A 23,941-nucleotide genomic window follows, 5' to 3' on the forward strand; every position below is an offset into this window, starting at 1 on the left:
GGACGGAATGGACCGGACGCGGCACATCTTCTCGGCCTTACTGGCGTTCATCCTGGTAATCGGGCTCGCCGTGCCGGCGGCGGGACCGGCGCTGGCGCAAGGCAATCCCCAGTACGTGATCGTGCCGGCACCGCAGCAGGAACGCCGGCCCGGCATCTTCCGCTTCCTTTTCGGCAATCGGCGCGAGCAGCCGCCGGCGGTGCAGGCGCCGCCGCCCGGCTACGTCATCAGGCCGGTGCAGCCGGGGCAGCTGCAGACGCGCCGGCCGCCGCCGGTGAAGGCGGCTCCGAAGAAGGAGCCGGTGCGGTCGGCGAAGCCGAAGCGCCAGGGCCCCAGCCCCAGCCAGAGGACCGCCGCCGCGCCCGCCGCCGCGCCGAGGGTTGCGGCCACCCCCAAGGCCGAGGACGCGAAGAAGCTGCTCGTGATCGGCGACTTCATGGCCAAGGGCCTCGCCGACGGGCTGGAGGCCGCCTTCGCGGAGAACCCGAAGATCGTGGTGGCGAGCGCCAGCAACGGCTCGTCGGGCCTGGTGCGCGATGATTTCTACGACTGGCCGGCCGAGCTTCCGAAGATCGTGGAGGCCGAGAAGCCGGACGCCATCGCCGTCATGATCGGCGGCAACGACCGACAGACGCTGCGCACCGAGCAGGGCTCGCTCGCGATGGGCAGCGACGGCTGGCCGCTCGCCTATGGCGGCCGCATCGACGCCCTCGCCAAGAGCGTGGCCGCAACCGGAAAGCCGGCATTCTGGGTCGGGCTGGTGCCGGTGCGCTCGCCAGCCATGTCGCGCGACTACAGCTCCTTCAACGGTATCTATCGCGAGAAGCTCGAGCCGACGGGCATCACCTTCGTGGACGTCTGGAACGGCTTCGCCGACGAGGACGGCAAGTTCGTCCCCTCGGGCCCGGACGTGAAGGGGCAGACCGTGCAACTGCGGACGGACGACGGCCTCAACTTCACGCGCGCGGGCCAGCGCAAGCTGGCGTTCTTCCTGGAACGGGACGTCGAGCGCGTCCTGCTCGGTTCGAGTGCCGAGGTTGCCGCCCTGCATCCCGGGGAAGCCGCGGTCGCTGCGATCGGACCAGGCGAGGCAAGCGCGACGCCTGAAACGAGCCCGCCTGCTGAAAGAAGTGCGCCGGCCGCCACCGGCGCGCCGGCCGAGCCGCCGGCTTCCGCGTCGGCTCCCGCCCAAGCCGGCGAGGAGGCGCCGCGATCCGTGCCGCCGGCGAAGAAGGAGCCGGTCATCTCGCCAATGGCGTCGATCGACACCGTACCGGTGCGCGTGGGCGAGGAGCTCTCGAAGGCCGCCCCGCCCGAGGCGAATCGCGCCGGCGGACTGTCGATCGAAACCATCCGGGGGGAGGGCTCGTCGGCCCGCCCCGCCCGCCGCGTCGACGACTACGCCTGGCCGCCCCGCCGCTGAGCGGGCCCGGCCGCGCTCAGAGCGGGAGGTCGGTCCGGCCCATCAAAGCGAGATCGATGGAGCGGGCGGCCTGCCGGCCTTCCCGGATCGCCCACACCACGAGCGACTGGCCGCGCCTGACGTCGCCGGCTGCGAACACCTTCCCGACGCTGGTGCGGTAGTCCTTCTCGTTCGCTGCGACGTTGGTGCGGCGATCCGTTGCGAGGTTGCCGGCGGCCTCGCCCAGGAATGTATCCTGGCGCGGGCCGGCGAAGCCGATCGCGATTAAGGCGAGGTCGGCCCGGATGATGAACTCGCTGCCCTCGACCGGCCGGCGCCGCTCGTCGACGCGGGCGCATTTCACCCCGGTGAGCCTGCCGTTCCGCCCGACGAATTCCAGCGTCGCCGCCTGGAACTCGCGCTCGGCACCCTCGGCCTGACTGGACGAGGTCCTGAGCTTGGTCGGCCAGTACGGCCAGATCAGGTTCTTGTCCTCGTGCTTCGGCGGCATCGGCCGGATGTCGAGCTGGGTGACGGAGAGCGCGCCCTGCCGGAAGGCGGTGCCGACGCAGTCCGACGCCGTGTCGCCGCCGCCGACCACCACGACGTGCTGGCGCCCGGCCCAGATCTCCTCCGGCGAGCCGCGGTCGGGGACCTTTTCCCCGTTCACCCGGCGGTTCGACTGGACGAGGTAGGGCATGGCGTAATGCACGCCCTCGAGATCCATCCCGCCGATGCCTGGGTCGCGCGGATGCTCCGCTCCGGCGGCGATCAGGACGGCGTCGTGGCCGTCGATCAGCGCCTGAATCGGGGTGTTGACCCCGACGTCGACGCCGTAATGGAAGACGACGCCCTCGGCCTCCATCTGCGCCACGCGGCGGTCGATGTGGTGCTTTTCCATCTTGAAGTCGGGAATTCCGTAGCGGAGCAGCCCGCCGGCCTTCGGCTCGCGCTCGTAGACATGGACGTCGTGGCCGGCACGGGCGAGCTGCTGTGCGGCGGCGAGGCCCGCCGGACCCGAGCCGATAATCGCGACGCGCCTGCCGGTCTTCGCCTCGGCAGGCTCCGGACGCATCAGCCCGAGCTCCCAAGCCTTGTCGGCGATCGCCTGCTCGATCGTCTTGATCGTGACCGGGATGTCCTCGAGGTTCAGCGTGCACGCCTCTTCGCAGGGCGCCGGGCAGATGCGGCCGGTGAATTCCGGGAAGTTGTTGGTGGAGAGGAGATTGCGCGCGGCCTCCTCCCAGTCGCCCTGGTAGACGAGGTCGTTCCAGTCGGGGATCTGGTTGTGGACCGGGCAGCCGGTCGGACCGTGGCAATAGGGGATGCCGCAGTCCATGCAGCGCGCCGCCTGCCGGCGAAGCTCGCCGTCCGGGAGCGGAAGAACGAATTCCCGGAAATGCCGGACCCGATCGGATGCCGGCTGGTATCGTTGCTCCTGGCGGTCGATTTCCAGGAAGCCTGTCACCTTGCCCATGAGTGCCTCCTGCTATTCGGCCGCCGCGGCCGTGCCTATCCTGGCCCGTTCCATCTCGCGCAGCGCGCGCCGGTATTCGACCGGCATCACCTTCACGAATTTCGGCCGGTACTCCGTCCAGTTGTCGAGGATGTGCTGCGCCCGCGCCGACCCCGTGTAGTGGAGGTGGTTCTGGATGAGCGTCAGCAGCCGCTCCTGATCGTGGTGCGACATGTCGGACGTGACGTCCACCCGGCCGTGGAACTCGATGTCCCCGCCGTGATGGTGGAGCTGCTCCAGAAGATCGTCTTCCTCCGGCACCGGCTCGAGCTCGACCATCGCCAGATTGCAGCGAGAGGCGAAGCGGCCGTCCTCATCCAGCACATAGGCGATGCCGCCCGACATGCCGGCCGCGAAGTTCCGCCCGGTCTCGCCGATCACGACGACGACGCCGCCCGTCATGTACTCGCAGCCGTGGTCGCCGACGCCCTCGACCACCGCGACCGCGCCCGAGTTGCGGACCGCGAAGCGCTCGCCGGCCATGCCGCCGAAATAGCACTCGCCCTCGATGGCGCCGTAGAGGACGGTGTTGCCGATGATGATGCTCTTCGACGGGTCGACCGCGGTGTTCGCCGGCGGACGAACGACGATGCGGCCGCCGGACAGGCCCTTGCCGACATAATCGTTCGCGTCGCCCTCCAGGTCGATGGAGACGCCGTGGGCCAGGAACGCCCCGAGCGACTGGCCGGCCGTGCCCTTCAGCTTCAGGACCACCGTGTCCTCGGAGAGACCGGCATGGCCGTGCCGCTTCACGATCGCGCCGGACAGCATCGCACCGACCGACCGATCCACATTGTGGACCGCGCTCGGGATGACGACCGGCTTGCGCTCCTCGATCGCCGGCGCCGCCTCGCGGATGAGCCGCCGGTCGAGAATGTCGTCGATCGGGTGCTTCTGCGGCTCGGTGCGCCGGATCATGTCGGCCGGCGCCTCGGGCTTGTAGAAGATCTTCGAGAAGTCCAGCCCGCGCGCCTTCCAGTGGTCGACGAGCGGCCGCGTCTCCAGCCTGTCGCTCTGGCCGACGATCTCGTCGATGGTGCGCGCGCCCATCGCGGCGAGGAACTCGCGGACCTCCTCGGCGACGTAGAAGAAGTAGTTGATGACGTGCTCCGGCGTGCCGCGGAAGCGCTTCCTCAGCACGGGATCCTGGGTGGCGACGCCGACGGGGCAGGTGTTCAGATGGCACTTGCGCATCATGATGCAGCCGGCGGCGATCAGCGGCGCCGTGGCGAAGCCGAACTCGTCCGCCCCGAGGAGCGCGCCGACGATCACGTCCCGCCCGGTGCGCAGGCCGCCGTCGACCTGGAGCCAGACGCGGGAGCGCAGGCCGTTCTCGACGAGCGTCTGCTGGGTCTCCGCGAGGCCCATCTCCCAGGGCGAGCCGGCGTGCTTGATGGAGGTGAGGGGGCTCGCGCCCGTGCCGCCCTCGTAGCCCGCGACGGTGATGTGGTCGGCGCGCGCCTTGGCGACGCCCGCCGCAACGGTGCCGACGCCCACCTCAGAGACGAGCTTCACCGACACGTCCGCGTCGGGGTTCACGTTCTTCAGGTCGAAGATGAGCTGGGCGAGATCCTCGATCGAATAGATGTCGTGGTGCGGCGGCGGCGAGATCAAGCCGACGCCCGGCGTCGAATGCCGGACCTTGGCGATCACGGCGTCGACCTTGTGGCCGGGCAGCTGGCCGCCTTCGCCGGGCTTCGCGCCCTGCGCCATCTTGATCTGCATCTGGTCGGAATTGACCAGGTACTCGGTGCTGACGCCGAACCGGCCCGAGGCGATCTGCTTGATGGCGGAGCGCTTGGAATCGCCGTTCGGCATCGGGCGGAAGCGCTCGGGCTCCTCGCCGCCCTCGCCGGTATTGGAGCGGCCGCCGATCCGGTTCATGGCGATCGCCAGCGTCTCGTGCGCCTCCTTGGAGATCGCGCCGAAGCTCATGGCCCCGGTCGAGAACCGGCGCACGATCGCCGCCGCCGGCTCGACCTCCTCGATCGGGACCGGGGCACGGCCGATATCCTCGGCGGTGCGGATGTTGAACAGGCTCCGGATCGTGATCGCCCGGGCGGAGGCGCGGTCGATCATGTCGGCGAACTGCTTGTAGGTCTCGTAGCTCGCTCCGCGCACGGAATGCTGGAGGAGCGCGACGGAATCGGGCGACCAGAGATGGTCCTCGCCGCGCACCCGGTACATGTACTCGCCGCCGACCTCGAGCGAGCGCTTCAGCACCGGGTCGGCGCTGAAGGCGGCGGCGTGCCGCCTGATCGTCTCCTCGGCGATCCCGTCCAGCCCGACGCCCTCGACGGTGGTGGCGGTGCCGAAGAAGAAGCGCCGGACGAACTCGGACGACAGCCCCACCGCGTCGAAGATCTGCGCGCCGCAATAGGACTGGTAGGTCGAGATGCCCATCTTGGACATCACCTTGAGGATGCCCTTGCCGATCGACTTGGTGTAGCGCTGCACGACCTCGTCGGCCTCCACCACGTCTGGGAAGGCGCCCTCGGCGTGCATCTGCGCCAGCGTCTCGAAGGCGAGATAGGGGTTGATCGCCTCGGCGCCGTAGCCGGCGAGCGCGCAGAAATGGTGGATCTCGCGCGCCTCGCCGGTCTCCACGACGAGCCCGACGGAGGTCCGGAGGCCCTTGCGGATCAGGTGGTTGTGGACGGCGGCGGTAGCCAGGAGGGCAGGGATGGCGACCCGCCTCTCACCGATCAGCCGGTCCGAGAGGACGATGATGTTGAAGCCGTCGAGGACCGCCTTCTCGGCCCGCGCGCAGAGGCGGTCGATCGCCAGTTCCATGCCCGCCGCGCCGCGCTCCACCGCATAGGTGATGTCGAGCGTCTGCGTCTGGAACTGGTTGTCGGCGATGTCGCCGATCGCGCGGATCTTCTCCAGATCGTCGTTGGACAGGATCGGCTGGCGGACCTCGAGCCGCTTCTGCTCCGACAGGCCCTTCAGATCGAAGAGGTTCGGCCGCGGCCCGATGAACGAGACGAGGCTCATCACGATCTCTTCGCGGATCGGGTCGATCGGCGGGTTGGTGACCTGCGCGAAGTTCTGCTTGAAGTAGGTGTAGAGGAGCTTCGGCTTCTCCGAGAGCACCGAGACGGGGGTGTCGGTGCCCATCGAGCCGACCGCCTCCTGGCCCGTGACGGCCATCGGCGCCATCAGGAGCTTCAGATCCTCCTGCGAGTAGCCGAAGGCCTGCTGGCGGTCGAGGAGCGAGGCGCCGGTGGCCGGCGCGCGCGTGCCGACGCCGGGCATGTCCTCCAGCACGATCTGCGTGCGCGCGACCCATTCGCGGTAGGGGTTGGCGGTCGACAGCCGCGCCTTCAGCTCGGCATCGTCGATGATGCGGCCTTCCTCGAGGTCGATCAGCAGCATCCGGCCCGGCTGCAGCCGCCACTTGGTGACGATCTGCTCCTCCGGGATGTCGAGCACGCCGGCCTCCGAGGCCATGATGACGTAGCCGTCGCGGGTGACGACGTAGCGCGCCGGGCGCAGGCCGTTGCGGTCGAGGGTCGCGCCGATCTGCCGGCCGTCGGTGAAGGCGACGGCGGCCGGCCCGTCCCACGGCTCCATGAGGGCGGCGTGGTACTCGTAGAAGGCGCGCCGGTCCTCGTCCATGAGCGGATTGCCGGCCCAGGCCTCGGGAATGAGCATCATCGCCGCGTGCGCGAGCGGGTAGCCGCCCTGCACCAGGAACTCGAGCGCATTGTCGAAGCAGGCGGTGTCGGACTGGCCCTCGTAGGAGATCGGCCAGAGCTTCTCGATGTCGCCGCCGAAGAGCGGCGAGGACACGGAGGCCTGCCGCGCGGCCATCCAGTTCACGTTGCCGCGCAGCGTGTTGATCTCGCCGTTGTGGGCGACCATCCGGTACGGGTGGGCGAGCCGCCAGGACGGGAAGGTGTTCGTCGAGAAGCGCTGATGCACGAGCGCGAGCGCGGAGGTGAAGCGCTCGTCGTGCAGATCGCGGTAATAGGCGCCGAGCTGGTTCGCCAGGAACATGCCCTTGTAGACGAGGGTCCGGCTCGACAGCGAGACGATGTAGAAGCCGTTGTCCCGGCCGGCGGTCTGGCCGTAGATCGTGTTCGAGATCACCTTCCTCAGCACGAACAGGCGGCGCTCGAAGTCGTCGCCGGACACGCCGTCGCCGCGGGCGATGAAGACCTGCCGGTGCACGGGCTCGCTCGCGGCGATGTCCGGCGCGCTGGACAGGCAGGAATTGTCGACCGGCACGGTGCGCCAGCCGAGGAAGCGTTGGCCCTCGGCGGCGATGACGCGCTCGACGACCTCCTCGCAATGGCGCCTGATCGCCTCGTCGCGCGGCATGAAGATGTATCCGATCGCGTAGGAGCCCGCCTCCGGCAGGGAGAAGCCGAGCGCCCCGGCCCAGCCGGCGAAGAAGTCGTGCGGGATCTGCGTCAGGATGCCCGCGCCGTCGCCGACGAGCGGGTCCGCGCCGACGGCGCCGCGATGCGTCAGGTTCTCCAGGATCTGAAGCCCGTCCTGGATGATCTTGTGCGACTTCTGTCCGCCCATGTGGGCGATGAAGCCGACGCCGCAGGAATCGCGGTCGTTGCGGCGGTCGTAGAGGCCCGGCCCGGACGGCGCGGCGAAGCGCGTCGTCATGGACGCGGCGCGTTTGGCGGCGGCGCGGGCCGCTGCCGCGTGCTTCGCCTGCCATGCCTGTGCCTCGATCCGCGCGCTCATCTCGTCCTCACCACGTCCGTATGTCATTTTTCGCATAAGGTGCCCGGGCACCGCATCCACCCGCCGCGCCGGCGCGGCAGAGCATCGGGTCCGGGCCGTCGCCGGCAGGCCGCCCGCGAAGGCGCACAAGGCCCCCGGCCGTTCGGCTGGCGCAGCACTGTCCGCCGGCCGCGTCCGTCCCCTCTAACACAGATCGAACGGGAGGTCCGGGCAGGTCGGGAAGCTGCCGGCAAATAGGACAGTATCCCTGTCCTTTCTCGTCACAATGCCAAAAATTCAGGAACACGGCAAGACCTGCGGGTGCTCACGTCCCGCGGCATCGGAGGCGAGGCTGCGCGCAGCCGGTCGCCTGCCCGCCTTTTCATCCGCCGGCGCGAAGGGTAAGCGTTCCGGCCATGCATTTCGCCAGCGACAATTGGGCGGGCGCCGCCCCCGAGATTCTCGACGCGATCGCCCGCGAGGCGGGGCGGTTCGGCCGCGCCTATGGCGAGAGCGAGCTCGACCGGCGCGTCGGCGAGCGGTTCGGCGCGCTGTTCGAACGCGACGTCGCCGTCTTCCCGGTCGGGACCGGCAGTGCGGCGAACGCGATAGCGCTCGCCGCGCTCGCCCGGCCGGGCGGCGTGGTGTTCTGCCATTCCGGCAGCCACGTCTTCGAGGACGAATGCGGCGGGGTCGAATTCCAGTCCGGCGGCGGGCGGCTCGTGCCGGTCGGCGGCGCGGCGGGCAAGGTCGACCCGGCTGCGCTGGAGCGGGCGATGGCGCGCTTCCCGTCCGATTTCGTCCATGCGGGGCAGCCGGTCGGCGTCACGATCACGCAGGCGAGCGAGGCGGGGACGGTCTACACGGCCGAGGAGGTCCGACGGATCGCGGAGACCGCCGGGCGGCGCGGCCTGCCGCTCCACATGGACGGCTCGCGATTCGCGAATGCGGTCGCCCGGCTCGGCTGCGCGCCGGCGGACGTCACCTGGCGGGCGGGGGTGAACCTGATGTCCTTCGGCGCGACGAAGAACGGCTGCCTGCTCGCCGAGGCGGTCGTCGTGTTCGACCCGGACCTCGCCCGCGAGATGCCGTATCTGCGCAAGCGCGCCGGTCAGCTCTTCTCGAAGATGCGCTTCGTGGCGGCGCAGATCGAGGCCTATCTCGCCGACGGGCTGTGGCTCCGGCTCGCGGGCCACGCCAACGCGATGGCGGACCGGCTGAGGGAAGGGCTCGATGCCGGCCCGCAGTCCCGGCTCGCCTGGCCGACCGACGCCAACGAGGTCTTCGTCGTCCTGAAGCGCGACGCGGCCGAGCGCCTGCAGGGGGCGGGCGCGCAATTCTACGACTGGCACCCGCCGGCCGACGGCTCGGTCCCGCTCGAAGGCGACGAGGGGCTCTACCGGCTGGTGACGAGCTTCGCGACGACGGCGGAGGAGGTCGACCGCTTCGTCGACGCGATCGGGGCGCGGGTCGAAGCCTGAAACGCAAAGCGCCCCGCTCGGGGGCGGGGCGCTCGGAAGTCGGACCCTATGGCCGGGCCGTTACGCGGCCCTGGCTTCGGCCGGCCGGCTCACCGTGGCGTCGATCTGGCGCGTGCCGTTGCCGATCGCGATCTTGCGCGGCTTCATGGCCTCGGGGATCTCGCGCACGAGCTCGATGTGAAGGAGGCCGTTCTCGAGGCTCGCGCCGCGGACCTCGACATGGTCGGCGAGCTGGAAGCGGCGCTCGAAGGCGCGCGCGGCGATGCCGCGATAGAGCACCTCGCGGGACTGCTCCTCGGCCGTGTCCTTCTTGTCGCCCTTCACGGTGAGGACGTTCTCCTTGGACTCGATCTCGATGTCGGCTTCGCCGAAGCCGGCGACGGCCATCGTGATGCGGTAGGCGTTCTCGCCGGTCCGCTCGATGTTGTACGGCGGGTAGGTCGGCTGGCTCGCCTCGACGTTGCCGAGGGAGTCGAGCATGTTGAAGAGACGGTCGAAGCCGACCGTGGAGCGATAAAGCGGATTGAGGTCGAACTGACGCATATTTCTGCCCTCCAGTGAGCGACTGATCTGCGTGGCCGGCAGAGCCCCCCGATCTGGCGAGGCGAGCCGGCCTGCGGGTCCATGCGGCACCCGCGTGAATGAGATGGGAGGCAGAAAACGGCCGTTCAAGGGGTACCAGAAGGGGCCCGCGCCATTTTTTCAGGCGGTTCGCAAGCCACGCCGCAGGACGATCGGAGAGGCCCTCGGCGCCAGGTCAGACCGCGACCGAATGGCGCCCCTTGCCGGCCAGGAAATAGGGGTCGAGCGAGGCGCAGACCGATCGCACGAAGGGGCGTCCCTTGGCGGTCACCTCGATCCCGTCCGGGCCAGGCGCGAGGAAGCCTTCCGGGTCGTGCTCGGCGAGGAACCCGGCCTCGTCGATGACGTCCTCGGCGCGCTCGCCGAAGCGTGCCTTCAGGGCCGAGTTGGAGAGCCGGAAGTCGCACATCAGGCGCTCGATCGCGTAGGCGCGAACGCGGTCCTCGTCGCTGAGCGCCACCCCGCGTACCACGGCGACGTCGCCGCCCTCCACGATGGCGCGGTAGCGGCCGGTCGCGACCTCGTTCTGGACGTAGCCCTGCGGCAGCCGGCCGATGGCGGAGGCGCCGAGGCCGATCAGCGCCTCGTACTCGTCGGCGGTGTAGCCCTGGAAGTTCCGGTGCAGCCGGCCTTCCCGGGCTGCTGCCGCGAGGCTGTCGGCCGGCAGGGCGAAATGGTCCATGCCGACGCGCTCGTAGCCGGCGGCGGTCAGTCGCGAGGCGGCGCGATTGGCCTGGGCGAAGCGTTCGACGACGTCGGGGAGCTCCTCCTCCCGGATCATGGTCTGGTGCTTCTTCATCCAGGGCACGTGGGCGTAGCCGAACAGGGCGACCCGGTCGGGGCGCAGCGTGATGACCTTCTCGATGGTCGCCTCGATGGCGTCGCGCGTCTGCCGGGGCAGGCCGTACAGCACGTCGATGTTGACCGAGCGCACGCCGCGCGACCGGAAAGCGTCGATCACGCGGGCGGTTTCCTCATAGGTCTGAATGCGGTTGATCGCATTCTGGACATCGAGGTTGAAGTCCTGGACGCCGAAGCTCGCCCGCGTCATCCCGGCCGCGACCAGGGCCTCCACGCGCGCCTCGTCGAGCATCCGGGGATCGACCTCGACCGAGAACTCGGTGTCGGCCGCGAGCCTGAAGGCGGTGCGCAACGCATCGGCGAGGTTGGCGATGTCGTCGGGGGAAAGGATCGTGGGCGATCCGCCGCCCCAATGGATCTGCCGGACGACGGGGCCCTCCGGCAGGAGCCCCGCCACCGTCCGGATCTCGTGGACGAGCGAGCCGGCATAGGCGGCGACGGGGGCATATTGCCGCGTCTCCTTGGTGTGGCAGCCGCAGAACCAGCACAGCGTGTCGCAGAACGGGACGTGGCAATAGAGCGAGAGCCTTGCGTCCCGGGGCAGGGCGGCGAGCCAGTTCCTGTAGGTTTCCGCGCCGATCGCGTCGCCGAAATGGGGCGCGGTCGGATAGCTCGTGTAGCGCGGAACGGGCGCCGCGTTGCGGAGGATGACGTCCTTTTCCATGCCGTCCCCATGCCATGGTGCGGCGCGATAGCGCCTTGATCGAGATCAAGCGCCGGCCAAATCTCGCTGGCGCCCCGGAGCCCTCGACGGCTCTCCGCAGGGCGGCGAGAGGCCGATCATGCAAAGCGTGATTCATCTGGTTCAGCAGCCCGACCGATGTTCGGACTGCGCGATCCGCCAGAGCGCCTTTTGCGCCGCGGTGGGTCCGGAGGACCTCGCCAGGCTGAACGCGATGGCGCAGCGGCGGCGCTACGGCGCCGGCGATACGATCTTCCACGAGGAAGAGAGCCTGTCCTTCGTCGCCAACATCATCACCGGCGTCGTCAAGCTGTCGAAGACCCTGGCGGACGGGCGGCAGCAACTCGTCGGCGTGCAGTTTCCGGGCGACTTCCTCGGCCGCGTCTTCCGGCCCCGCACCGGGTTCCGCGCCGAGGCGGCGACCGCGGTCGAGCTCTGCACGTTCCCGCGCGGCAGTTTCGAACGGATGGTCGCAAGCTCGCACGAGCTCGAGACGCGGCTCTTCAGGGACACGCTCGACGAACTCGACGCGGCGCGCGAGTGGATGGTGCTGCTCGGCCGGCAGTCGGCGCGCGAGAAGGTGGCGCGATTCCTGATCATGGTCGCGCGGCGCACCAGCCGGGAAGGCCTTGCGCCGGCCGCCGGACGCTCGCCGGCGGTCCGTTTCGACCTGCCGCTCAGCCGGGCCGACATCGCCGATTTCCTCGGCCTGACGGTGGAGACGGTCAGTCGCCAGATGACGCGGCTCAAGACGGAAGGGCTGATCCGGTTCGAGACGAGCCGGCGCATAGAGATCCCCGAGATGGACGACCTGGAGCTGGCGGCCGGAGGCTGAGCGCCTCCGGGTCTCCTCAGCCCGAAACCACCCGGAACGGCACGACCGAGCCCGAAAGTCGCCGCTTGAAGAGCTCGGCCGCCACGGCGGCGGACATGTCGCGATCGATCTTCTGGCGCGCGAGCGGGAACAGCACGCGCTCCTCCCAGGAGATGTGGCGCCGCTGGCTCTCGAAGAAGCCGCGCAGCATGTAGCCGATCGCCTCGGTGTTGACGCGCTCTCCGCCGACTAGGTCGTCGAGGGAATCGGCCAACTCGCGCGCGGCCTCGAGGTCGACCTCATGTTCCGCCCGCGCCTGGTCGACGGCGCTGGCGAGTGCGGAGCCCTTCGGCTCGCCCTGCGCGACGGCCGGGTAGAGGACGTCGTCCTCGGCGGCGAAATGGGCGGGATAATGCGTCCTCAGGAACAGCGCGGCCGCTTCGGCGGCGGAATGATCGACGGCTCCGGGCAGCGCGTCCGCGATCGCCTCGAGCACGTCGCAAAGCCGCTCCTGGAGCATGTGCTCGAAGGTCAGCAACGCGAAGATGTCGGACCTCTGGGCGGACGCGCCCGGCGCGCGCCGCATCGACTCCGTGAGGTCGCGGAGCCTGCACTCCTGTGGAGACATTCCATAATTCCGCATGAGAGCCCGTCGCCCCCGCTCCAACGAACAATGGCAGATCCGGTTCTGATCCGAGTTGATCTGGATCAAGGCCCCTCGTCTCCCGCCACGGCAGAACCCGAGGTGGAAAGCGCCGGCCGGCACCCCGCCTGGATCGGCGTTCCTTGGAACTGAAGGGGTCTAACATGGCGATGGCTCAGGTCGGGGGGCTCGGGTTCCTGGCACTCCTCGCGATGCTCGCATCCGCGAACGCGGTCGATGCACCATTCGCATTTCACATGGGGCTGATCGCCGTCATCGCGCTCGGCCTCGCAGTCTGGCGGCTGCGCACGATGGACATTTCCGGGCGGACGATCCCGTTCCGGGAGCCGGAAACCGGCTACATGGACAGTGTCGTGCGGGCGGGCGTCATCGCCACCGTCTTCTGGGGCGTGGTCGGCTTCCTGGTCGGCGTCGTCATCGCCTTCCAGCTCGCATATCCCGACCTCAACGTCGACGGCCTGAGCGTCACCAATTTCAGCCGGCTTCGCCCGCTGCACACCTCCGCGGTGATCTTCGCCTTCGGCGGCAACGCGCTGATCGCGACGAGCTTCCACGTCGTGCAGCGCACGACCGGCGCCCGGCTCGCCTTCGGCAATGCGGCCTGGTTCGTGTTCTGGGGCTACCAGCTCTTCATCGTGCTGGCGGCGACCGGCTACCTGATGGGCGTCACCCAGTCGAAGGAATATGCCGAGCCCGAGTGGTACGTCGACATCTGGCTGACGATCGTCTGGGTGGTCTACCTCGCCGTCTATCTCGGCACGATCTTCAAGCGCAAGGAACCGCACATCTACGTCGCCAACTGGTTCTACCTGAGCTTCATCGTCACGATCGCGATGCTGCACGTGGTGAACAACCTGGCGATCCCGGTCTCGTTCCTCGGTTCCAAGAGCTACCCGGCCTTCGCCGGCACGCAGGACGCCCTGACGCAGTGGTGGTACGGCCACAACGCGGTCGGATTCTTCCTGACGGCGGGCTTCCTCGGCATGATGTACTACTTCATCCCGAAGCAGGCCGAGCGGCCGGTGTATTCCTACCGGCTCTCCATCGTGCACTTCTGGTCGCTGATCTTCCTCTACATCTGGGCCGGGCCGCACCACCTGCACTACACGGCGCTGCCGGACTGGGCTCAGACGCTCGGCATGGTGTTCTCGATCATGCTGTGGATGCCCTCCTGGGGCGGCATGATCAACGGCCTGATGACGCTCTCGGGCGCGTGGGACAAGCTGCGCACCGACCCGATCATCCGGATGATGGTCATCGCGGTCGCCTTCTACGGCATGTCGACCTTCGAAGGCCCGATGATGTCGATCAAGGCGGTGAACTCGCTCAGCCACTACACGGACTGGACCATCGGACACGTCCATTCCGGCGCGCTCGGCTGGGTCGGCATGATCTCCTTCGGTGCGGTCTACTTTCTCACGCCGCGGCTTTGGAACCGCGAACGGCTCTACAGCCTGCGCCTGGTGAACTGGCACTTCTGGCTCGCGACGATCGGCATCGTCCTCTACGCGTCCGCCATGTGGGTCGCCGGCATCATGCAGGGCCTGATGTGGCGCGAATACGATGAGCTCGGCTTCCTCGTGTACTCGTTCATCGAGACCGTCGCGGCCATGCATCCCTACTACGTCATCCGCGCTCTCGGCGGCGTCCTCTACCTCGCCGGCGCACTCCTCATGGCCTTCAACATCTGGAAGACCATCCGTGGCGACATCCGTCAGGAAGTCCCCATGGGCGCGATCCAGCCGGCCGAGTAACAGGTGGACACGTCCATGTGGAAACACGAGAAAATCGAGAAGAACGCCACCCTGCTGCTCGTGCTGAGCTTCCTGGTGGTGACGGTCGGCGGGATCATCGAGATCGTGCCTCTGTTCTACCTGCAGAACACGATCGAGAAGGTGGAGGGCATGCGGCCCTACACCCCGCTCGAGCTGGCCGGCCGGGACGTCTACGTGCGGGAAGGCTGCTACACCTGCCACAGCCAGATGATCCGCACGATGCGCGACGAGGTCGACCGCTACGGCCATTACAGCCTCGCCGCGGAATCGATGTACGACCATCCGTTCCAGTGGGGGTCGAAGCGGACCGGGCCGGACCTCGCCCGCGTCGGCGGCCGCTACTCGGACGAATGGCACCGGCAGCATTTGATCAAGCCGGTCTCCGTGGTGCCGGAATCGATCATGCCGACCTATCCGCACCTCGCGGACACGGAGCTCGACCTCGACACGATCGGGGCGAAGCTGAAGGCCAACGCGACGGTCGGCGTGCCCTATTCCGACGAGATGATCGCCAGGGCGCGAGCGGACCTCCTCGCCCAGGCGACCGGGGAGGGCGACGTGGACGGGCTCGCCGAGCGCTATCCGAAGGCGCAGGCGCGCGACTTCGACGGCGACCCGGCGCGCGTGACCGAGATGGACGCCCTCGTGGCCTATCTGCAGATGCTCGGGACGCTGGTCGACTTCACCAGCTACGAGCCGCGCACCCAAGCCAATCTGAGGTGATGCGATGACCCTCTACGACTCGCTTCGCCACTTCGCCGACAGCTGGGGTCTCCTGTTCCTACTCCTCGTGTTCCTGGGCGTGGTGCTCTGGGTGTTCCGTCCGGGCGCCCGGAAGAAGTACCGCGACCAAGCGAACATTCCCTTCAAACACGACGACAAAGAGGGCTGAGCCATGGCCCAGATGAAGCAACCGAACGACGCGAACGCCCAGGACGGGCGGGAGCGGGACGACGTCACCGGCCAGGTCACGACCGGCCACGAATGGGACGGCATCAAGGAACTCGACAACCCGATGCCGCGCTGGTGGCTGTGGACCTTCTACGCCACGATCGCCTGGTCGCTCGGCTACATCGTGCTCTACCCGGCCTGGCCGCTCGTCAACGACGCCACGCGCGGCGTGCTCGGCTGGTCGAGCCGGGGCGAGGTGCAGGACAACCTGGCCCGTGCGGCCGACGCGCAGAGCGTCTTCAAGGCGCGCATCGCCGAGCTGCCGCTCGACGAGATCCGGCAGGATCCGGAGCTCCTGCGCTTCGCGACCGCCGGCGGCCGCTCGGCCTTCCAAGTGAACTGCTCGCAGTGCCACGGCTCCGGCGCCGCCGGCTTCGAGGGCTACCCGAACCTCAACGACGATTCGTGGATCTGGGGCGGCACGCTCGACGACATCCACACCACGATCGTCAACGGCGTGCGCTTCGTGGGCAACGACGAGACCCGCATCTCCGAGATGCCCGCCTTCGGCGACATGCTCGACCGCGACCAGGTGGCGGCGACGACGCAGTACGTGCTGTCGCTCTCCGGCAGCCCGCACGATGCGGCGAAGGCCGCGGAAGGTGAGAGCGTCTTCGCCGACAATTGCGCCGCCTGCCACGGCGACGCAGGGCAGGGCGAGCCCTCCCTGGGCGCCCCGGCGCTCAACGACGCAATCTGGCTCTATGCCAGCACGCCGCAGGCGATCGCCGCGCAGATCCAGAAGCCGCGCCACGGCGTGATGCCGGCGTGGGGACACCGGCTCGACCCGACGACGATCAAGGAACTGGCGCTCTACGTCCACGGTCTAGGGGGCGGCCAGTAAGACGGCCGGAAACCGAGCGCCACGCGCGGGGGTGCCGAAAGGCACCCCCGCTTTCATTTGCGGCCTCGCGCGGACGGCTGCTCAGCCGAGCATGGCGGTGACGATCTTCACGCGCGCGCCCGGCCGGAGCGGCGTGTCGAGGTCCGCGCGGGCACCGTCGACGAAGACGTGGATGTTGCGCCGGATCCGCGGCGTGGAATCGCAGAGGCGGTCGCGCATGCCCGGCCAGCGCGCGTCGAGGGCCTGGATGAGCGCGGCGACGCTCGCCGCCTCGATCGCCATGCGCGCGGTGGAGCCGGGAAAGAGGCGGACGAGGGCGGGAGGGAGCTCCACCTCGACCGGCTGCGATGGCCCTTCGCTTTTCGCCAAGGCGATGCCGCAGTATCAGCCCGGCACGACCAGCGTCTCCACCGACAGGATCATCGGCAGATGCTGGGCGATGCAGCGCCAGTCCTCGCCCTCGTCCCGGCTGGCGAACAATGCGCCGCCGTTCGTCCCGAAATAGATCCCGGCGGGCTCGAGGCTGTCGGTCGCCATCGCCTGCCGGAGCACGCCGAAGAAGGCGTTCTTCTGCGGCAGGCCGGCGCGGAGGTCGGCCCAGGTTTCGCCGCCGTCCCGTGACCGCCACACCGCGGCCTTGCCGTCGGGCGGATAGCGCCCGGCCGAATCGCCGTTGAGCGGCAGGAGGTAGAGCGTGTCCGGGTCGCGCGGATGGGCGGCCGCCGGGAACCCGAAGGTGGAGGGGAGGCCCGCCTCGATGCTCTCCCAGGAGCGGCCGCCGTCGCGGCTGCGGTACATGCCGCAATGGTTCTGCTGGTAGAAGAGGTCGGAGGCGCCGGGGGCCGCAACGAGGCAGTGCACGCACTGCCCGAACTCCGGATAGCGCTGGTCCTCGGGCATGTAGTCGTTGCGGGTGCCGCGGTTGCGCGGCTCCCAGGTCGTGCCGCCGTCGGCGGAATGGAACACGCCCGCCGCCGAGATCGCGACCCAGAGCCGGTCGGCGTCCTTCGGGTCGTGGACGATCGAATGCAGGATGAGCCCGGCGCCGCCGGGGCTCCATTCGGGACGGGTCGGGTGGTCGCGCAGGCCCGACACGTGCGCAAAGGATCGCCCGCCGTCGTCGCTTCGGAAGAGTCCGGCCGGCTGCACGCCCGCATAGAGCGCGCCGTCGTGCGGCGAGACGCTCCAGACCGTGCGGATCGGCTCCTCGCCGGCGTCGTAGGCGAGCCCGTCGCTCGAATGGCTCCAGGTGTCGCCGAGATCGGTCGACGTCCACACCGCCGGCCCGAACCACTGGTTGCCGCCGCCGGCATGGATCGCCCCCGTGCGCGGGTCGGCCTTCACGTGGTTAATCGGCCAGGTCTCGCAGAACGGGCCGCGCACCTCCCACGACGTGCGCGCGCCGGCGCCCTCGACGATGAAGGCGCCGCGCGTCGTGCCGAGGAGAATCAGGACCTTCTCCGGCATGGCTCCCTCCCTTGGCGTTGGTCAGGCTTGCCCGGCGCCTTCCCCGGTGTCGACGACGACCATCCAAGGCACGCCGAAGCGGTCGGCGAGCATGCCGAAGCGCGGCGAGAAGAAGGCCGGGCCGATCGGCATCATCACCTGCCCGCCCTCCGCGAGCGCGGCGAAGACGCGCTCGGCCTCGTCTGCGTCCCGGGCCGTGAGGGCGAGCGAGATGCCGCTGAAAGCCGCCTTCCCGCCGCACATGCCGTCGCTCGCCATGACGATGCTGTCGCCGATGCGCAGGCTCGCATGCATGACCTTGTCTTCCATCCCGGGCGGCATCGTGCCGGGCGGAGGCAGCTCGGGCGCCTCGGAGAAGCGCATCATGTATTCGACTTCGGCGCCCACGGTCTCCCGGTAGAAGGCGATCGCCTCCTCGCAGCGACCCTCGAAGGAAAGGTAGGGCTGAACGATCATGGCAGTTTCCCCGAACATCATGCCGCACCGGAGGGGCGCCGCAATCCCTTGACGGGATGCGTTGATATCAACATATCTTGGTCATGTCAAAGCCGCCCGCGGTCAGCCGCGAGGACACGCTACGCGTCCGGGACACCTGCCTCTGCCTTCATGCCCAGCGGGCGGCGCGCGCGCTCGCCCGCCGCTTCGACGAGGCGCTGCGGCCCGTCGGGCTGACGAGCGGGCAGTTCTCGCTGCTGATGTCGCTCAACCGGCCGCACGCGCCGAGCATGGGCGGCGTCGCGGAGCTTCTCGCGATCGACCGGACGACGCTGACCGCCAACCTGAAGCCGCTCGAGCGCAGGGGCCTCGTTCGCGTCGCGCCCGACGAGCGCGACCGCCGGACGCGGCGCCTGCACATCACGCACGAGGGCCGGACGGTCCTCGCCGAGGCGTTCCCGATCTGGGAGGAATGCCACGCCCGGCTCGACCGACTTCTCGCCGGCTCCGACCCGGACCGGCTGCGGGCCGATCTCACGGCCCTGTCATAGCTTCGCCCCTGCGGTCGGCTTCGCCCCCGGGTCGGGAGGGCGGCGGACCGGATCACTTGACCTGGATCAAGGCACCTTTCCGGCTCCCGCTCTATCGGGAAGGCTGGTTAGCCGCATGTGCGGCCGAGCGAGCATTCAGTCGATGGCCAAGATGACCGACCAGACCTATGCAGGCGGGGGTGTCGAGAAGATACCGGCGGACGCCGTCAACAGCGGCGCCAACCGGCCGCTCTACGCCGCGCGGGTCAAGATCTTCCCGAAGTCCGTGGACGGCTTCTACCGGCGGATGAAGTGGGCGATCCTGATCGCCGCGCTCGCCGTCTACTGGATCACGCCCTGGATCCGCTGGGACCGCGGCCCGAGCGCGCCGGACCAGGCCGTCCTGGTCGATCTGGGCAGCCGCCGCTTCTACTTCTTCTTCATCGAGATCTGGCCGCAGGAATTCTACTACGTCGCCGGGCTCCTGATCATGGCCGGCCTCGGCCTGTTCCTGATCACATCGGTGCTCGGCCGCGCCTGGTGCGGCTATGCCTGCCCGCAGACGGTTTGGACGGACCTCTATATGTGGGTCGAGCGCCTGGTCGAAGGCGACCGCAACGCCCGCATGCGACTCGAGAAGGCACCCTGGACGTTCGAGAAGGTCCGCAAGCGCGGCACCGTGCATGCGCTCTGGCTTCTGATCGCCGTGGCGACCGGCGGCGCTTGGGTGTTCTACTTCGCCGACGCGCCGACGCTTCTGCGCGACCTCGTCACGCTGAACGCGGCGCCCGTCGCCTACACGACGATCGGCATCCTGACGGCGACCACCTACATCTTCGCCGGCTTCATGCGCGAGCAGGTCTGCACCTACATGTGCCCGTGGCCGCGCATCCAGGGCGCCATGCTCGACGAGGACTCGCTCATCGTCACCTACAATGCGTGGCGGGGCGAGCCGCGCACGCGCGGCCAGAAGAAGGCGGCCGCGCAGGGCCTCGACGCCGGCGACTGCATCGACTGCAACGCCTGCGTGGCGGTCTGCCCGATGGGCATCGACATCCGCGACGGCCAGCAGCTCGAATGCATCACCTGCGCGCTCTGCATCGACGCCTGCAACGACGTGATGACCAGGATCGACCGGCCGCGCGAGCTGATCGGCTACACGACGCTGCGCGACTACGAGGCGCACGCGCAGGACGCGCGCAAGAACGGCCGCGCGGCGGCGACCGCCGACCAGCGGCGCATCGGCGTCTCGCACATCGTACGGCCGCGCACGATGCTCTATTTCGCGCTCTGGTCGATGATCGGCCTCGCGATGGTGTTCGGCCTCGCCACCCGCGGCAGGCTCGACGTGAACGTGCTTCCCGACCGCAATCCGCTCTTCGTGACGCTTTCCGACGGCGCGATCCGCAACGGCTACACGGTCAAGGTCCTGAACATGCAGCCGGAGCTGCGCAGCTTCACGATCGGCGTGGAGGATCTCCCGAACGCCCATCTCCGCCTCGCCGAGGGCGGCGACAATGGCGGCGACGCCATCCGCCTCGACGTCGAGCCCGACCGTTTGCGCGAGATCAAGGTGTTCGTGAGCCTGCCGCGCGAAGACCTCTCCGACAGCCGCCAGGATTTCCGCTTCGTCGTGCGCGACCTCGACAGCGGCGAGACGGCGCGGGCGGCGACCCGCTTCCATGGACCCGAGCAATGACACGCATCATCCGCTTCTTCCGACTGAACGACGACAACCCGTTCACCGGCTGGCACATGCTGGGGGTCACCGGCTGCTTCTTCGGCACGATCATCGCGGTGAACCTCGTGATGGCGTTTGCGGCGACCGGGACCTTTCCGGGGCTCGCGGTGAAGAACAGCTACACGGCCAGCCAGGACTACAACGGCCTGCTTGCGGCCGCCCGGGAGCAGGAGCAGGCCGGCTGGTCGGCGGACCTCGCGGTGGAAGCCGGCCTGCTGCGGTTTGCGCTGCGCGACGCGGCCGGCGCGGCGCAGCCCGGCCTGGCGGTCACCGCCCATGTCGGCCGGCCGGGCTCGGAGGCCGAGGACCGCCTGATCGATTTCGCCGCCGTGCCCGGCGGGTATGCGGCGCCGGAGCCGCTTGCGGCGGGCCGGTGGGAGGTCGACGTCGAGGCGCACCGCGACGGTACGCTCCTCTACCGCGAGACCCGCGAGGTCTTCGTTCCCCAGACGGACGGCGCGCCATGACGCAGTCCGTCACGTCCGTCGTCTCCGGCGGCACCTGCTGCCCGACGCCGCCGGTCGCGCTCGGCGACCGCAGCACCGTCGACCGCGCCTTCGTGCGGATGAAGGAGGACGGCACCGCCCATCTCGATTTCCTCGTGCCCGAGATGCATTGCGCGGGCTGCCTGACGAAGCTCGAGGGCGCGGTCTCCGCGCTGCCGGGCGTGACGGGAGCGCGCGCGAACCTCACCACGCGGCGCGTCGGCGTCGATTTCGACCTTGAGGCCGCCGACCCGGACGCCATGCTGAAGGCGATCGAGAGCAAGGGCTACACGGCCAGGCCGTTCGATGTGGCGGCCTTCAACGCGTCCGAGGAGGATGCGGTCGGGCGCGAGCTGACGCGGTGCCTCGCGGTGGCGGGCTTCGCCGCCGGAAACGTCATGCTCCTCTCCGTCTCGGTCTGGTCGGGTGCGGACGCGGCGACGCGCGACCTCTTCCACTGGATCTCGGCCCTGATCGCGCTGCCCGCGATCGCCTATGCGGGCCGGCCGTTCTTCCGCTCGGCGGCGAAGGCGGTCGCGAACCGCTCGCTCAACATGGACGTGCCGATCGCGATCGGCGTCGTGCTGGCCGCGGCGATGAGCCTCTACGAGACGATGACGGGCGGCACGCACGCCTGGTTCGACGCCGCGATCACGCTGCTCTTCTTCCTGCTCGTCGGCCGCTTCCTAGACCACCGGATGCGCGACGTCGCGCGCTCGGCCGCCGCCAAGCTGATGTCGCTGTCGGCACGGAGCGCCCGGCGCATCGAGCCGGACGGCTCGATCGCGCACGTGCCGATCGCGGAGATTCTGCCCGGCGAACGTGTGCAGGTCGCCGCCGGCGAGCGCGTGCCGGTCGACGGCACGGTGGAGAGCGGCGCGAGCGACATCGACCGGTCCATGCTGACCGGCGAGCCGGCGCCCGAGCGGATCACCCGGAACGGCAAGGTCTTCGCCGGCACGATGAACCTCACCGGGCCGCTCGTCGTGGCGGTGACGGCGAAGGCGGGCGACACGCTGCTCGCCGACATCGTCCGGCTGATGGAGGCGGCGGAGCGGACGCAGGGCCGCTTCGAGCGGATCGCCGACCGCGCGTCGCGCCTCTACGCGCCCTTCGTCCACCTCCTCGCGCTCTTCACCTTCGCGGGCTGGATGCTCGTCGGCGCGGGCTGGCACCCGGCGCTCGCGGCCTCGATCGCGGTCCTCATCATCACCTGCCCGTGCGCGCTCGGCCTCGCGGTGCCGGCCGTGCAGGTGGTCGCGGGCGGTCATCTGCTGCGCCGCGGTATCATGCTGAAGGACGGCAACGCGCTGGAGAAGCTCGCCGCCGTCGACACGATCGTGTTCGACAAGACGGGGACGCTCACCGAGGGCGAGCCGAGGCTCGTGGCGAGCGCGGCGACCGGCGACCGGGACTGGGAGATCGCCGCCGCGCTCGGCCGCGCCAGCCGGCATCCGCTGGCGCGGGCGCTGGCCCGTGCCGCCGAGGATCGGGGCGTCGCGCCGGCCGCGCTGGAGGACGTCGTGGAGCATCCCGGCGCCGGCATGGAGGGACGCGGCTGGGGCCGGCTGGTCCGGCTCGGCCGCCGCGACTGGGTCGGCGGCCCGAGTGCCGATCACGGCTCGGCGCCGCTTTCCGAGATCTGGCTGCGGGTGGAGGGCGAGGTGCCCGTCGCGTTCCGCTTCGAGGACGCAATCCGCCCCGACGCCGCCGCCACCGTCGCGGCGCTGCGCAAGATGGGCTACGCGGTCCAGCTCCTCTCCGGCGATCGGCGGGAGGCGGTCGAGGCGACGGCGAAGCGGCTCGGCATCCCGACCTGGACGTCGAACGCCACGCCGGCCGTGAAGGCGGCGGCGCTCGCCGGCCTCGAGCGCGACGGCCGCAAGGTGCTGATGGTCGGCGACGGCATCAACGACGCGCCGGCGCTCGCGGCCGCCTATGTCTCGATGTCGCCGGCGAACGCCTCCGACATCAGCCAGGCGGCGGCCGATCTCGTCTTCACCGGGCGCAGGCTCGAGCCGGTCGTCATGGCGCTGAGGGTCGCCCGCACGGCGCGGCGGCTGGTGTTCCAGAACTTCGCGCTGGCCATCGGCTACAACATGATCGCCGTGCCGATCGCGATGCTCGGCTTCGCCACGCCGCTCATCGCCGCGGTCGCCATGTCGACTTCCTCGATCATCGTGACGGGCAATTCGCTCCGGCTGCCGCTGGTGGTCCGCATGCGCCAGCGCGCGGCGGCGAAGGCGGCGCGCAAGCTGCAGGAGGCGGTCGCATGAACGGGCTCCTGTTCCTCATCCCTGTCGCGCTGTTCCTCGGGCTGGTGGGCCTCGCGGCGTTCCTCTGGTCGCTCCGGTCCGGCCAGTTCGACGATCTCGACGGCGCGGCCGTGCGCATTCTGGCCGACGACGAGCCGCCCCGGCGCGACGAAGCCAAAGGCGGAGCCGCGGAGCGCGACCGCCGCAAGCCCTAGCGGGCCTCCGCCATCGCGGCGAGCCGCAGGGCGGCGATGCGATCGACCTGGCGGAGCGCCTCGGCGAACTCGGCCTCGGGGGGATTGCCGAGCCGGGCCTCGAAGGCGGCCAGGATCTCCTGCCGCGTGCGGCCGGCGACGGCGAGGATGAAGGGGAAGCCGAACTTCGCCTTGTAGGCTTCGTTCAGGTCCTGGAAGCGCCGGAACTCCTCCGGCGTGCAGCGGTCGAGACCGGCGCCCGCCTGCTCGTCGCGCGAGGAGCGGGTCAGTTCTCCGGCGACCGCGGCGCGGCCGGCAAGGTCGGGATGGGCGCGAATCAGAGCCAGCTTGCTTTCGCCGGGCGCAGCCGAAAGCGCGCGGCGGAGCGCAGCGGCGAGCCCTTCCGGAGTGTCCGCCTCCGGGCCGATGCCGGCATCCCAGGCGGTCTCGGCGATCCAGGGCGAATGCTCGTAAACGCCGCCGAAGCGCGCCACGAAGGCGTCGCGGGAAAGCGTGGAGGGGCGGGGGTCGAGGCGTCGTTCCGGCATCTTCGGCTCCGAGCTTCCCCTTTGACGG

21 protein-coding genes are annotated in these 23,941 nt (G+C 69.6%); 12 read left to right on the forward strand and 9 right to left on the reverse strand.

Going from position 1 to position 23,941, the window contains the following annotated elements:
• Positions 1–7: 7 nt before the first annotated feature.
• Positions 8–1,423, forward strand: a complete 1,416-nt coding sequence (locus ACUN0C_RS03970) for an SGNH/GDSL hydrolase family protein (RefSeq protein ID WP_445465028.1) — start codon at positions 8–10, stop codon at positions 1,421–1,423.
• A gap of 16 nt (positions 1,424–1,439) precedes the next feature.
• Here the strand turns inward: ACUN0C_RS03970 and ACUN0C_RS03975 are convergent, their stop codons facing one another.
• A complete protein-coding gene (locus ACUN0C_RS03975) occupies positions 1,440–2,879 on the reverse strand; it encodes a glutamate synthase subunit beta (protein WP_445465029.1) in 1,440 nt (479 codons plus the stop codon).
• Between the two features lie 12 nt (positions 2,880–2,891).
• Positions 2,892–7,625: a glutamate synthase large subunit gene (gene gltB / locus ACUN0C_RS03980; RefSeq protein ID WP_445465030.1), complete on the reverse strand. Its 4,734-nt coding sequence runs from the start codon at positions 7,623–7,625 to the stop codon at positions 2,892–2,894.
• Positions 7,626–8,020: 395 nt separating this feature from the next.
• Between gltB and ACUN0C_RS03985 the strand changes: the two genes are divergently transcribed.
• Positions 8,021–9,085 carry a threonine aldolase family protein gene (locus ACUN0C_RS03985; protein WP_445465031.1) on the forward strand — a complete coding sequence of 355 codons (1,065 nt, stop codon included), beginning with the start codon at positions 8,021–8,023 and terminating at the stop codon, positions 9,083–9,085.
• Between the two features lie 60 nt (positions 9,086–9,145).
• Here ACUN0C_RS03985 and ACUN0C_RS03990 read toward each other — a convergent pair whose 3' ends face one another.
• The gene (locus ACUN0C_RS03990; protein ID WP_445465032.1) at positions 9,146–9,628 is read right to left on the reverse strand and encodes an Hsp20 family protein; all 483 of its coding nucleotides are present in this window, start codon (positions 9,626–9,628) and stop codon (positions 9,146–9,148) included.
• 214 nt (positions 9,629–9,842) lie between these two features.
• On the reverse strand, positions 9,843–11,192 hold the full coding sequence (gene hemN / locus ACUN0C_RS03995; protein ID WP_445465033.1) for an oxygen-independent coproporphyrinogen III oxidase: 1,350 nt from the start codon (positions 11,190–11,192) through the stop codon (positions 9,843–9,845).
• A 118-nt stretch (positions 11,193–11,310) separates the two neighbouring features.
• Between hemN and ACUN0C_RS04000 the strand changes: the two genes are divergently transcribed.
• The gene (locus tag ACUN0C_RS04000; RefSeq protein ID WP_445465034.1) at positions 11,311–12,045 is read left to right on the forward strand and encodes a Crp/Fnr family transcriptional regulator; all 735 of its coding nucleotides are present in this window, start codon (positions 11,311–11,313) and stop codon (positions 12,043–12,045) included.
• 16 nt (positions 12,046–12,061) lie between these two features.
• Here ACUN0C_RS04000 and ACUN0C_RS04005 read toward each other — a convergent pair whose 3' ends face one another.
• Positions 12,062–12,652 (reverse strand): hemerythrin domain-containing protein, encoded by a 591-nt coding sequence (locus ACUN0C_RS04005; protein WP_445465035.1) that lies wholly within the window; start codon positions 12,650–12,652, stop codon positions 12,062–12,064.
• A 179-nt stretch (positions 12,653–12,831) separates the two neighbouring features.
• On the opposite strand from ACUN0C_RS04005, the gene ccoN reads away from it, so the two are divergent.
• From ccoN to ccoP, 4 genes are read left to right on the forward strand one after another with little or no spacing between them, the layout of a single operon-like run.
• The gene (gene ccoN, locus ACUN0C_RS04010; RefSeq protein ID WP_445465036.1) at positions 12,832–14,442 is read left to right on the forward strand and encodes a cytochrome-c oxidase, cbb3-type subunit I; all 1,611 of its coding nucleotides are present in this window, start codon (positions 12,832–12,834) and stop codon (positions 14,440–14,442) included.
• A 15-nt stretch (positions 14,443–14,457) separates the two neighbouring features.
• Positions 14,458–15,186, forward strand: coding sequence for a cytochrome-c oxidase, cbb3-type subunit II (gene ccoO / locus ACUN0C_RS04015; protein WP_445465037.1), 729 nt, complete (start codon positions 14,458–14,460; stop codon positions 15,184–15,186).
• 4 nt (positions 15,187–15,190) lie between these two features.
• On the forward strand, positions 15,191–15,355 hold the full coding sequence (locus tag ACUN0C_RS04020; RefSeq protein ID WP_445465038.1) for a CcoQ/FixQ family Cbb3-type cytochrome c oxidase assembly chaperone: 165 nt from the start codon (positions 15,191–15,193) through the stop codon (positions 15,353–15,355).
• A gap of 3 nt (positions 15,356–15,358) precedes the next feature.
• Complete coding sequence (gene ccoP, locus ACUN0C_RS04025; protein WP_445465039.1) at positions 15,359–16,258, forward strand: cytochrome-c oxidase, cbb3-type subunit III; 900 nt, start codon at positions 15,359–15,361, stop codon at positions 16,256–16,258.
• A gap of 81 nt (positions 16,259–16,339) precedes the next feature.
• Here ccoP and ACUN0C_RS04030 read toward each other — a convergent pair whose 3' ends face one another.
• Genes ACUN0C_RS04030 through ACUN0C_RS04040 form a run of 3 tightly spaced genes read right to left on the reverse strand, consistent with a single transcriptional unit; the run spans position 16,340 to position 18,181 of the window.
• Complete coding sequence (locus ACUN0C_RS04030) at positions 16,340–16,627, reverse strand: MoaD/ThiS family protein (protein WP_445465040.1); 288 nt, start codon at positions 16,625–16,627, stop codon at positions 16,340–16,342.
• Positions 16,628–16,642: 15 nt separating this feature from the next.
• Positions 16,643–17,725 (reverse strand): WD40/YVTN/BNR-like repeat-containing protein, encoded by a 1,083-nt coding sequence (locus ACUN0C_RS04035; protein WP_445465041.1) that lies wholly within the window; start codon positions 17,723–17,725, stop codon positions 16,643–16,645.
• 21 nt (positions 17,726–17,746) lie between these two features.
• Entirely contained in the window at positions 17,747–18,181 is a 435-nt protein-coding gene (locus tag ACUN0C_RS04040; protein WP_445465042.1) for a VOC family protein, read from the reverse strand.
• Between the two features lie 83 nt (positions 18,182–18,264).
• On the opposite strand from ACUN0C_RS04040, the gene ACUN0C_RS04045 reads away from it, so the two are divergent.
• From ACUN0C_RS04045 to ccoS, 5 genes are all read left to right on the forward strand, one after another.
• Positions 18,265–18,711 (forward strand): MarR family winged helix-turn-helix transcriptional regulator, encoded by a 447-nt coding sequence (locus ACUN0C_RS04045; protein WP_445465043.1) that lies wholly within the window; start codon positions 18,265–18,267, stop codon positions 18,709–18,711.
• Between the two features lie 151 nt (positions 18,712–18,862).
• Positions 18,863–20,389 carry a cytochrome c oxidase accessory protein CcoG gene (gene ccoG, locus ACUN0C_RS04050; RefSeq protein WP_445465430.1) on the forward strand — a complete coding sequence of 509 codons (1,527 nt, stop codon included), beginning with the start codon at positions 18,863–18,865 and terminating at the stop codon, positions 20,387–20,389.
• A complete protein-coding gene (locus ACUN0C_RS04055) occupies positions 20,386–20,898 on the forward strand; it encodes a FixH family protein (protein WP_445465044.1) in 513 nt (170 codons plus the stop codon). Before ccoG ends, ACUN0C_RS04055 begins: the two co-directional genes overlap by 4 nt.
• Positions 20,895–23,192: a heavy metal translocating P-type ATPase gene (locus ACUN0C_RS04060; RefSeq protein WP_445465045.1), complete on the forward strand. Its 2,298-nt coding sequence runs from the start codon at positions 20,895–20,897 to the stop codon at positions 23,190–23,192. The genes ACUN0C_RS04055 and ACUN0C_RS04060 overlap by 4 nt, the downstream gene beginning before the upstream one ends.
• Positions 23,189–23,386, forward strand: coding sequence for a cbb3-type cytochrome oxidase assembly protein CcoS (gene ccoS, locus ACUN0C_RS04065; protein WP_445465046.1), 198 nt, complete (start codon positions 23,189–23,191; stop codon positions 23,384–23,386). Before ACUN0C_RS04060 ends, ccoS begins: the two co-directional genes overlap by 4 nt.
• On the opposite strand, the gene uraD is transcribed toward ccoS, so the two are convergent.
• Positions 23,383–23,913, reverse strand: a complete 531-nt coding sequence (gene uraD / locus ACUN0C_RS04070; protein WP_445465047.1) for a 2-oxo-4-hydroxy-4-carboxy-5-ureidoimidazoline decarboxylase — start codon at positions 23,911–23,913, stop codon at positions 23,383–23,385. The two genes, ccoS and uraD, sit on opposite strands and share 4 nt — an antisense overlap.
• Positions 23,914–23,941: the final 28 nt, after the last annotated feature.

It is taken from the genome of Faunimonas sp. B44 (assembly GCF_052655945.1).

Bases quoted from the DNA above. Each gene is read 5' to 3' on its own strand.
- ACUN0C_RS03970 (WP_445465028.1), top strand. From the start codon at position 8: ATGGACCGGACGCGGCACATCTTCTCGGCCTTACTGGCGTTCATCCTG.
- ACUN0C_RS03975 (WP_445465029.1), bottom strand. From the start codon at position 2,879: ATGGGCAAGGTGACAGGCTTCCTGGAAATCGACCGCCAGGAGCAACGA.
- gltB (WP_445465030.1), bottom strand. From the start codon at position 7,625: ATGAGCGCGCGGATCGAGGCACAGGCATGGCAGGCGAAGCACGCGGCA.
- ACUN0C_RS03985 (WP_445465031.1), top strand. From the start codon at position 8,021: ATGCATTTCGCCAGCGACAATTGGGCGGGCGCCGCCCCCGAGATTCTC.
- ACUN0C_RS03990 (WP_445465032.1), bottom strand. From the start codon at position 9,628: ATGCGTCAGTTCGACCTCAATCCGCTTTATCGCTCCACGGTCGGCTTC.
- hemN (WP_445465033.1), bottom strand. From the start codon at position 11,192: ATGGAAAAGGACGTCATCCTCCGCAACGCGGCGCCCGTTCCGCGCTAC.
- ACUN0C_RS04000 (WP_445465034.1), top strand. From the start codon at position 11,311: ATGCAAAGCGTGATTCATCTGGTTCAGCAGCCCGACCGATGTTCGGAC.
- ACUN0C_RS04005 (WP_445465035.1), bottom strand. From the start codon at position 12,652: ATGTCTCCACAGGAGTGCAGGCTCCGCGACCTCACGGAGTCGATGCGG.
- ccoN (WP_445465036.1), top strand. From the start codon at position 12,832: ATGGCGATGGCTCAGGTCGGGGGGCTCGGGTTCCTGGCACTCCTCGCG.
- ccoO (WP_445465037.1), top strand. From the start codon at position 14,458: ATGTGGAAACACGAGAAAATCGAGAAGAACGCCACCCTGCTGCTCGTG.
- ACUN0C_RS04020 (WP_445465038.1), top strand. From the start codon at position 15,191: ATGACCCTCTACGACTCGCTTCGCCACTTCGCCGACAGCTGGGGTCTC.
- ccoP (WP_445465039.1), top strand. From the start codon at position 15,359: ATGGCCCAGATGAAGCAACCGAACGACGCGAACGCCCAGGACGGGCGG.
- ACUN0C_RS04035 (WP_445465041.1), bottom strand. From the start codon at position 17,725: ATGCCGGAGAAGGTCCTGATTCTCCTCGGCACGACGCGCGGCGCCTTC.
- ACUN0C_RS04040 (WP_445465042.1), bottom strand. From the start codon at position 18,181: ATGATCGTTCAGCCCTACCTTTCCTTCGAGGGTCGCTGCGAGGAGGCG.
- ACUN0C_RS04045 (WP_445465043.1), top strand. From the start codon at position 18,265: ATGTCAAAGCCGCCCGCGGTCAGCCGCGAGGACACGCTACGCGTCCGG.
- ccoG (WP_445465430.1), top strand. From the start codon at position 18,863: ATGACCGACCAGACCTATGCAGGCGGGGGTGTCGAGAAGATACCGGCG.
- ACUN0C_RS04055 (WP_445465044.1), top strand. From the start codon at position 20,386: ATGACACGCATCATCCGCTTCTTCCGACTGAACGACGACAACCCGTTC.
- ACUN0C_RS04060 (WP_445465045.1), top strand. From the start codon at position 20,895: ATGACGCAGTCCGTCACGTCCGTCGTCTCCGGCGGCACCTGCTGCCCG.
- ccoS (WP_445465046.1), top strand. From the start codon at position 23,189: ATGAACGGGCTCCTGTTCCTCATCCCTGTCGCGCTGTTCCTCGGGCTG.
- uraD (WP_445465047.1), bottom strand. From the start codon at position 23,913: ATGCCGGAACGACGCCTCGACCCCCGCCCCTCCACGCTTTCCCGCGAC.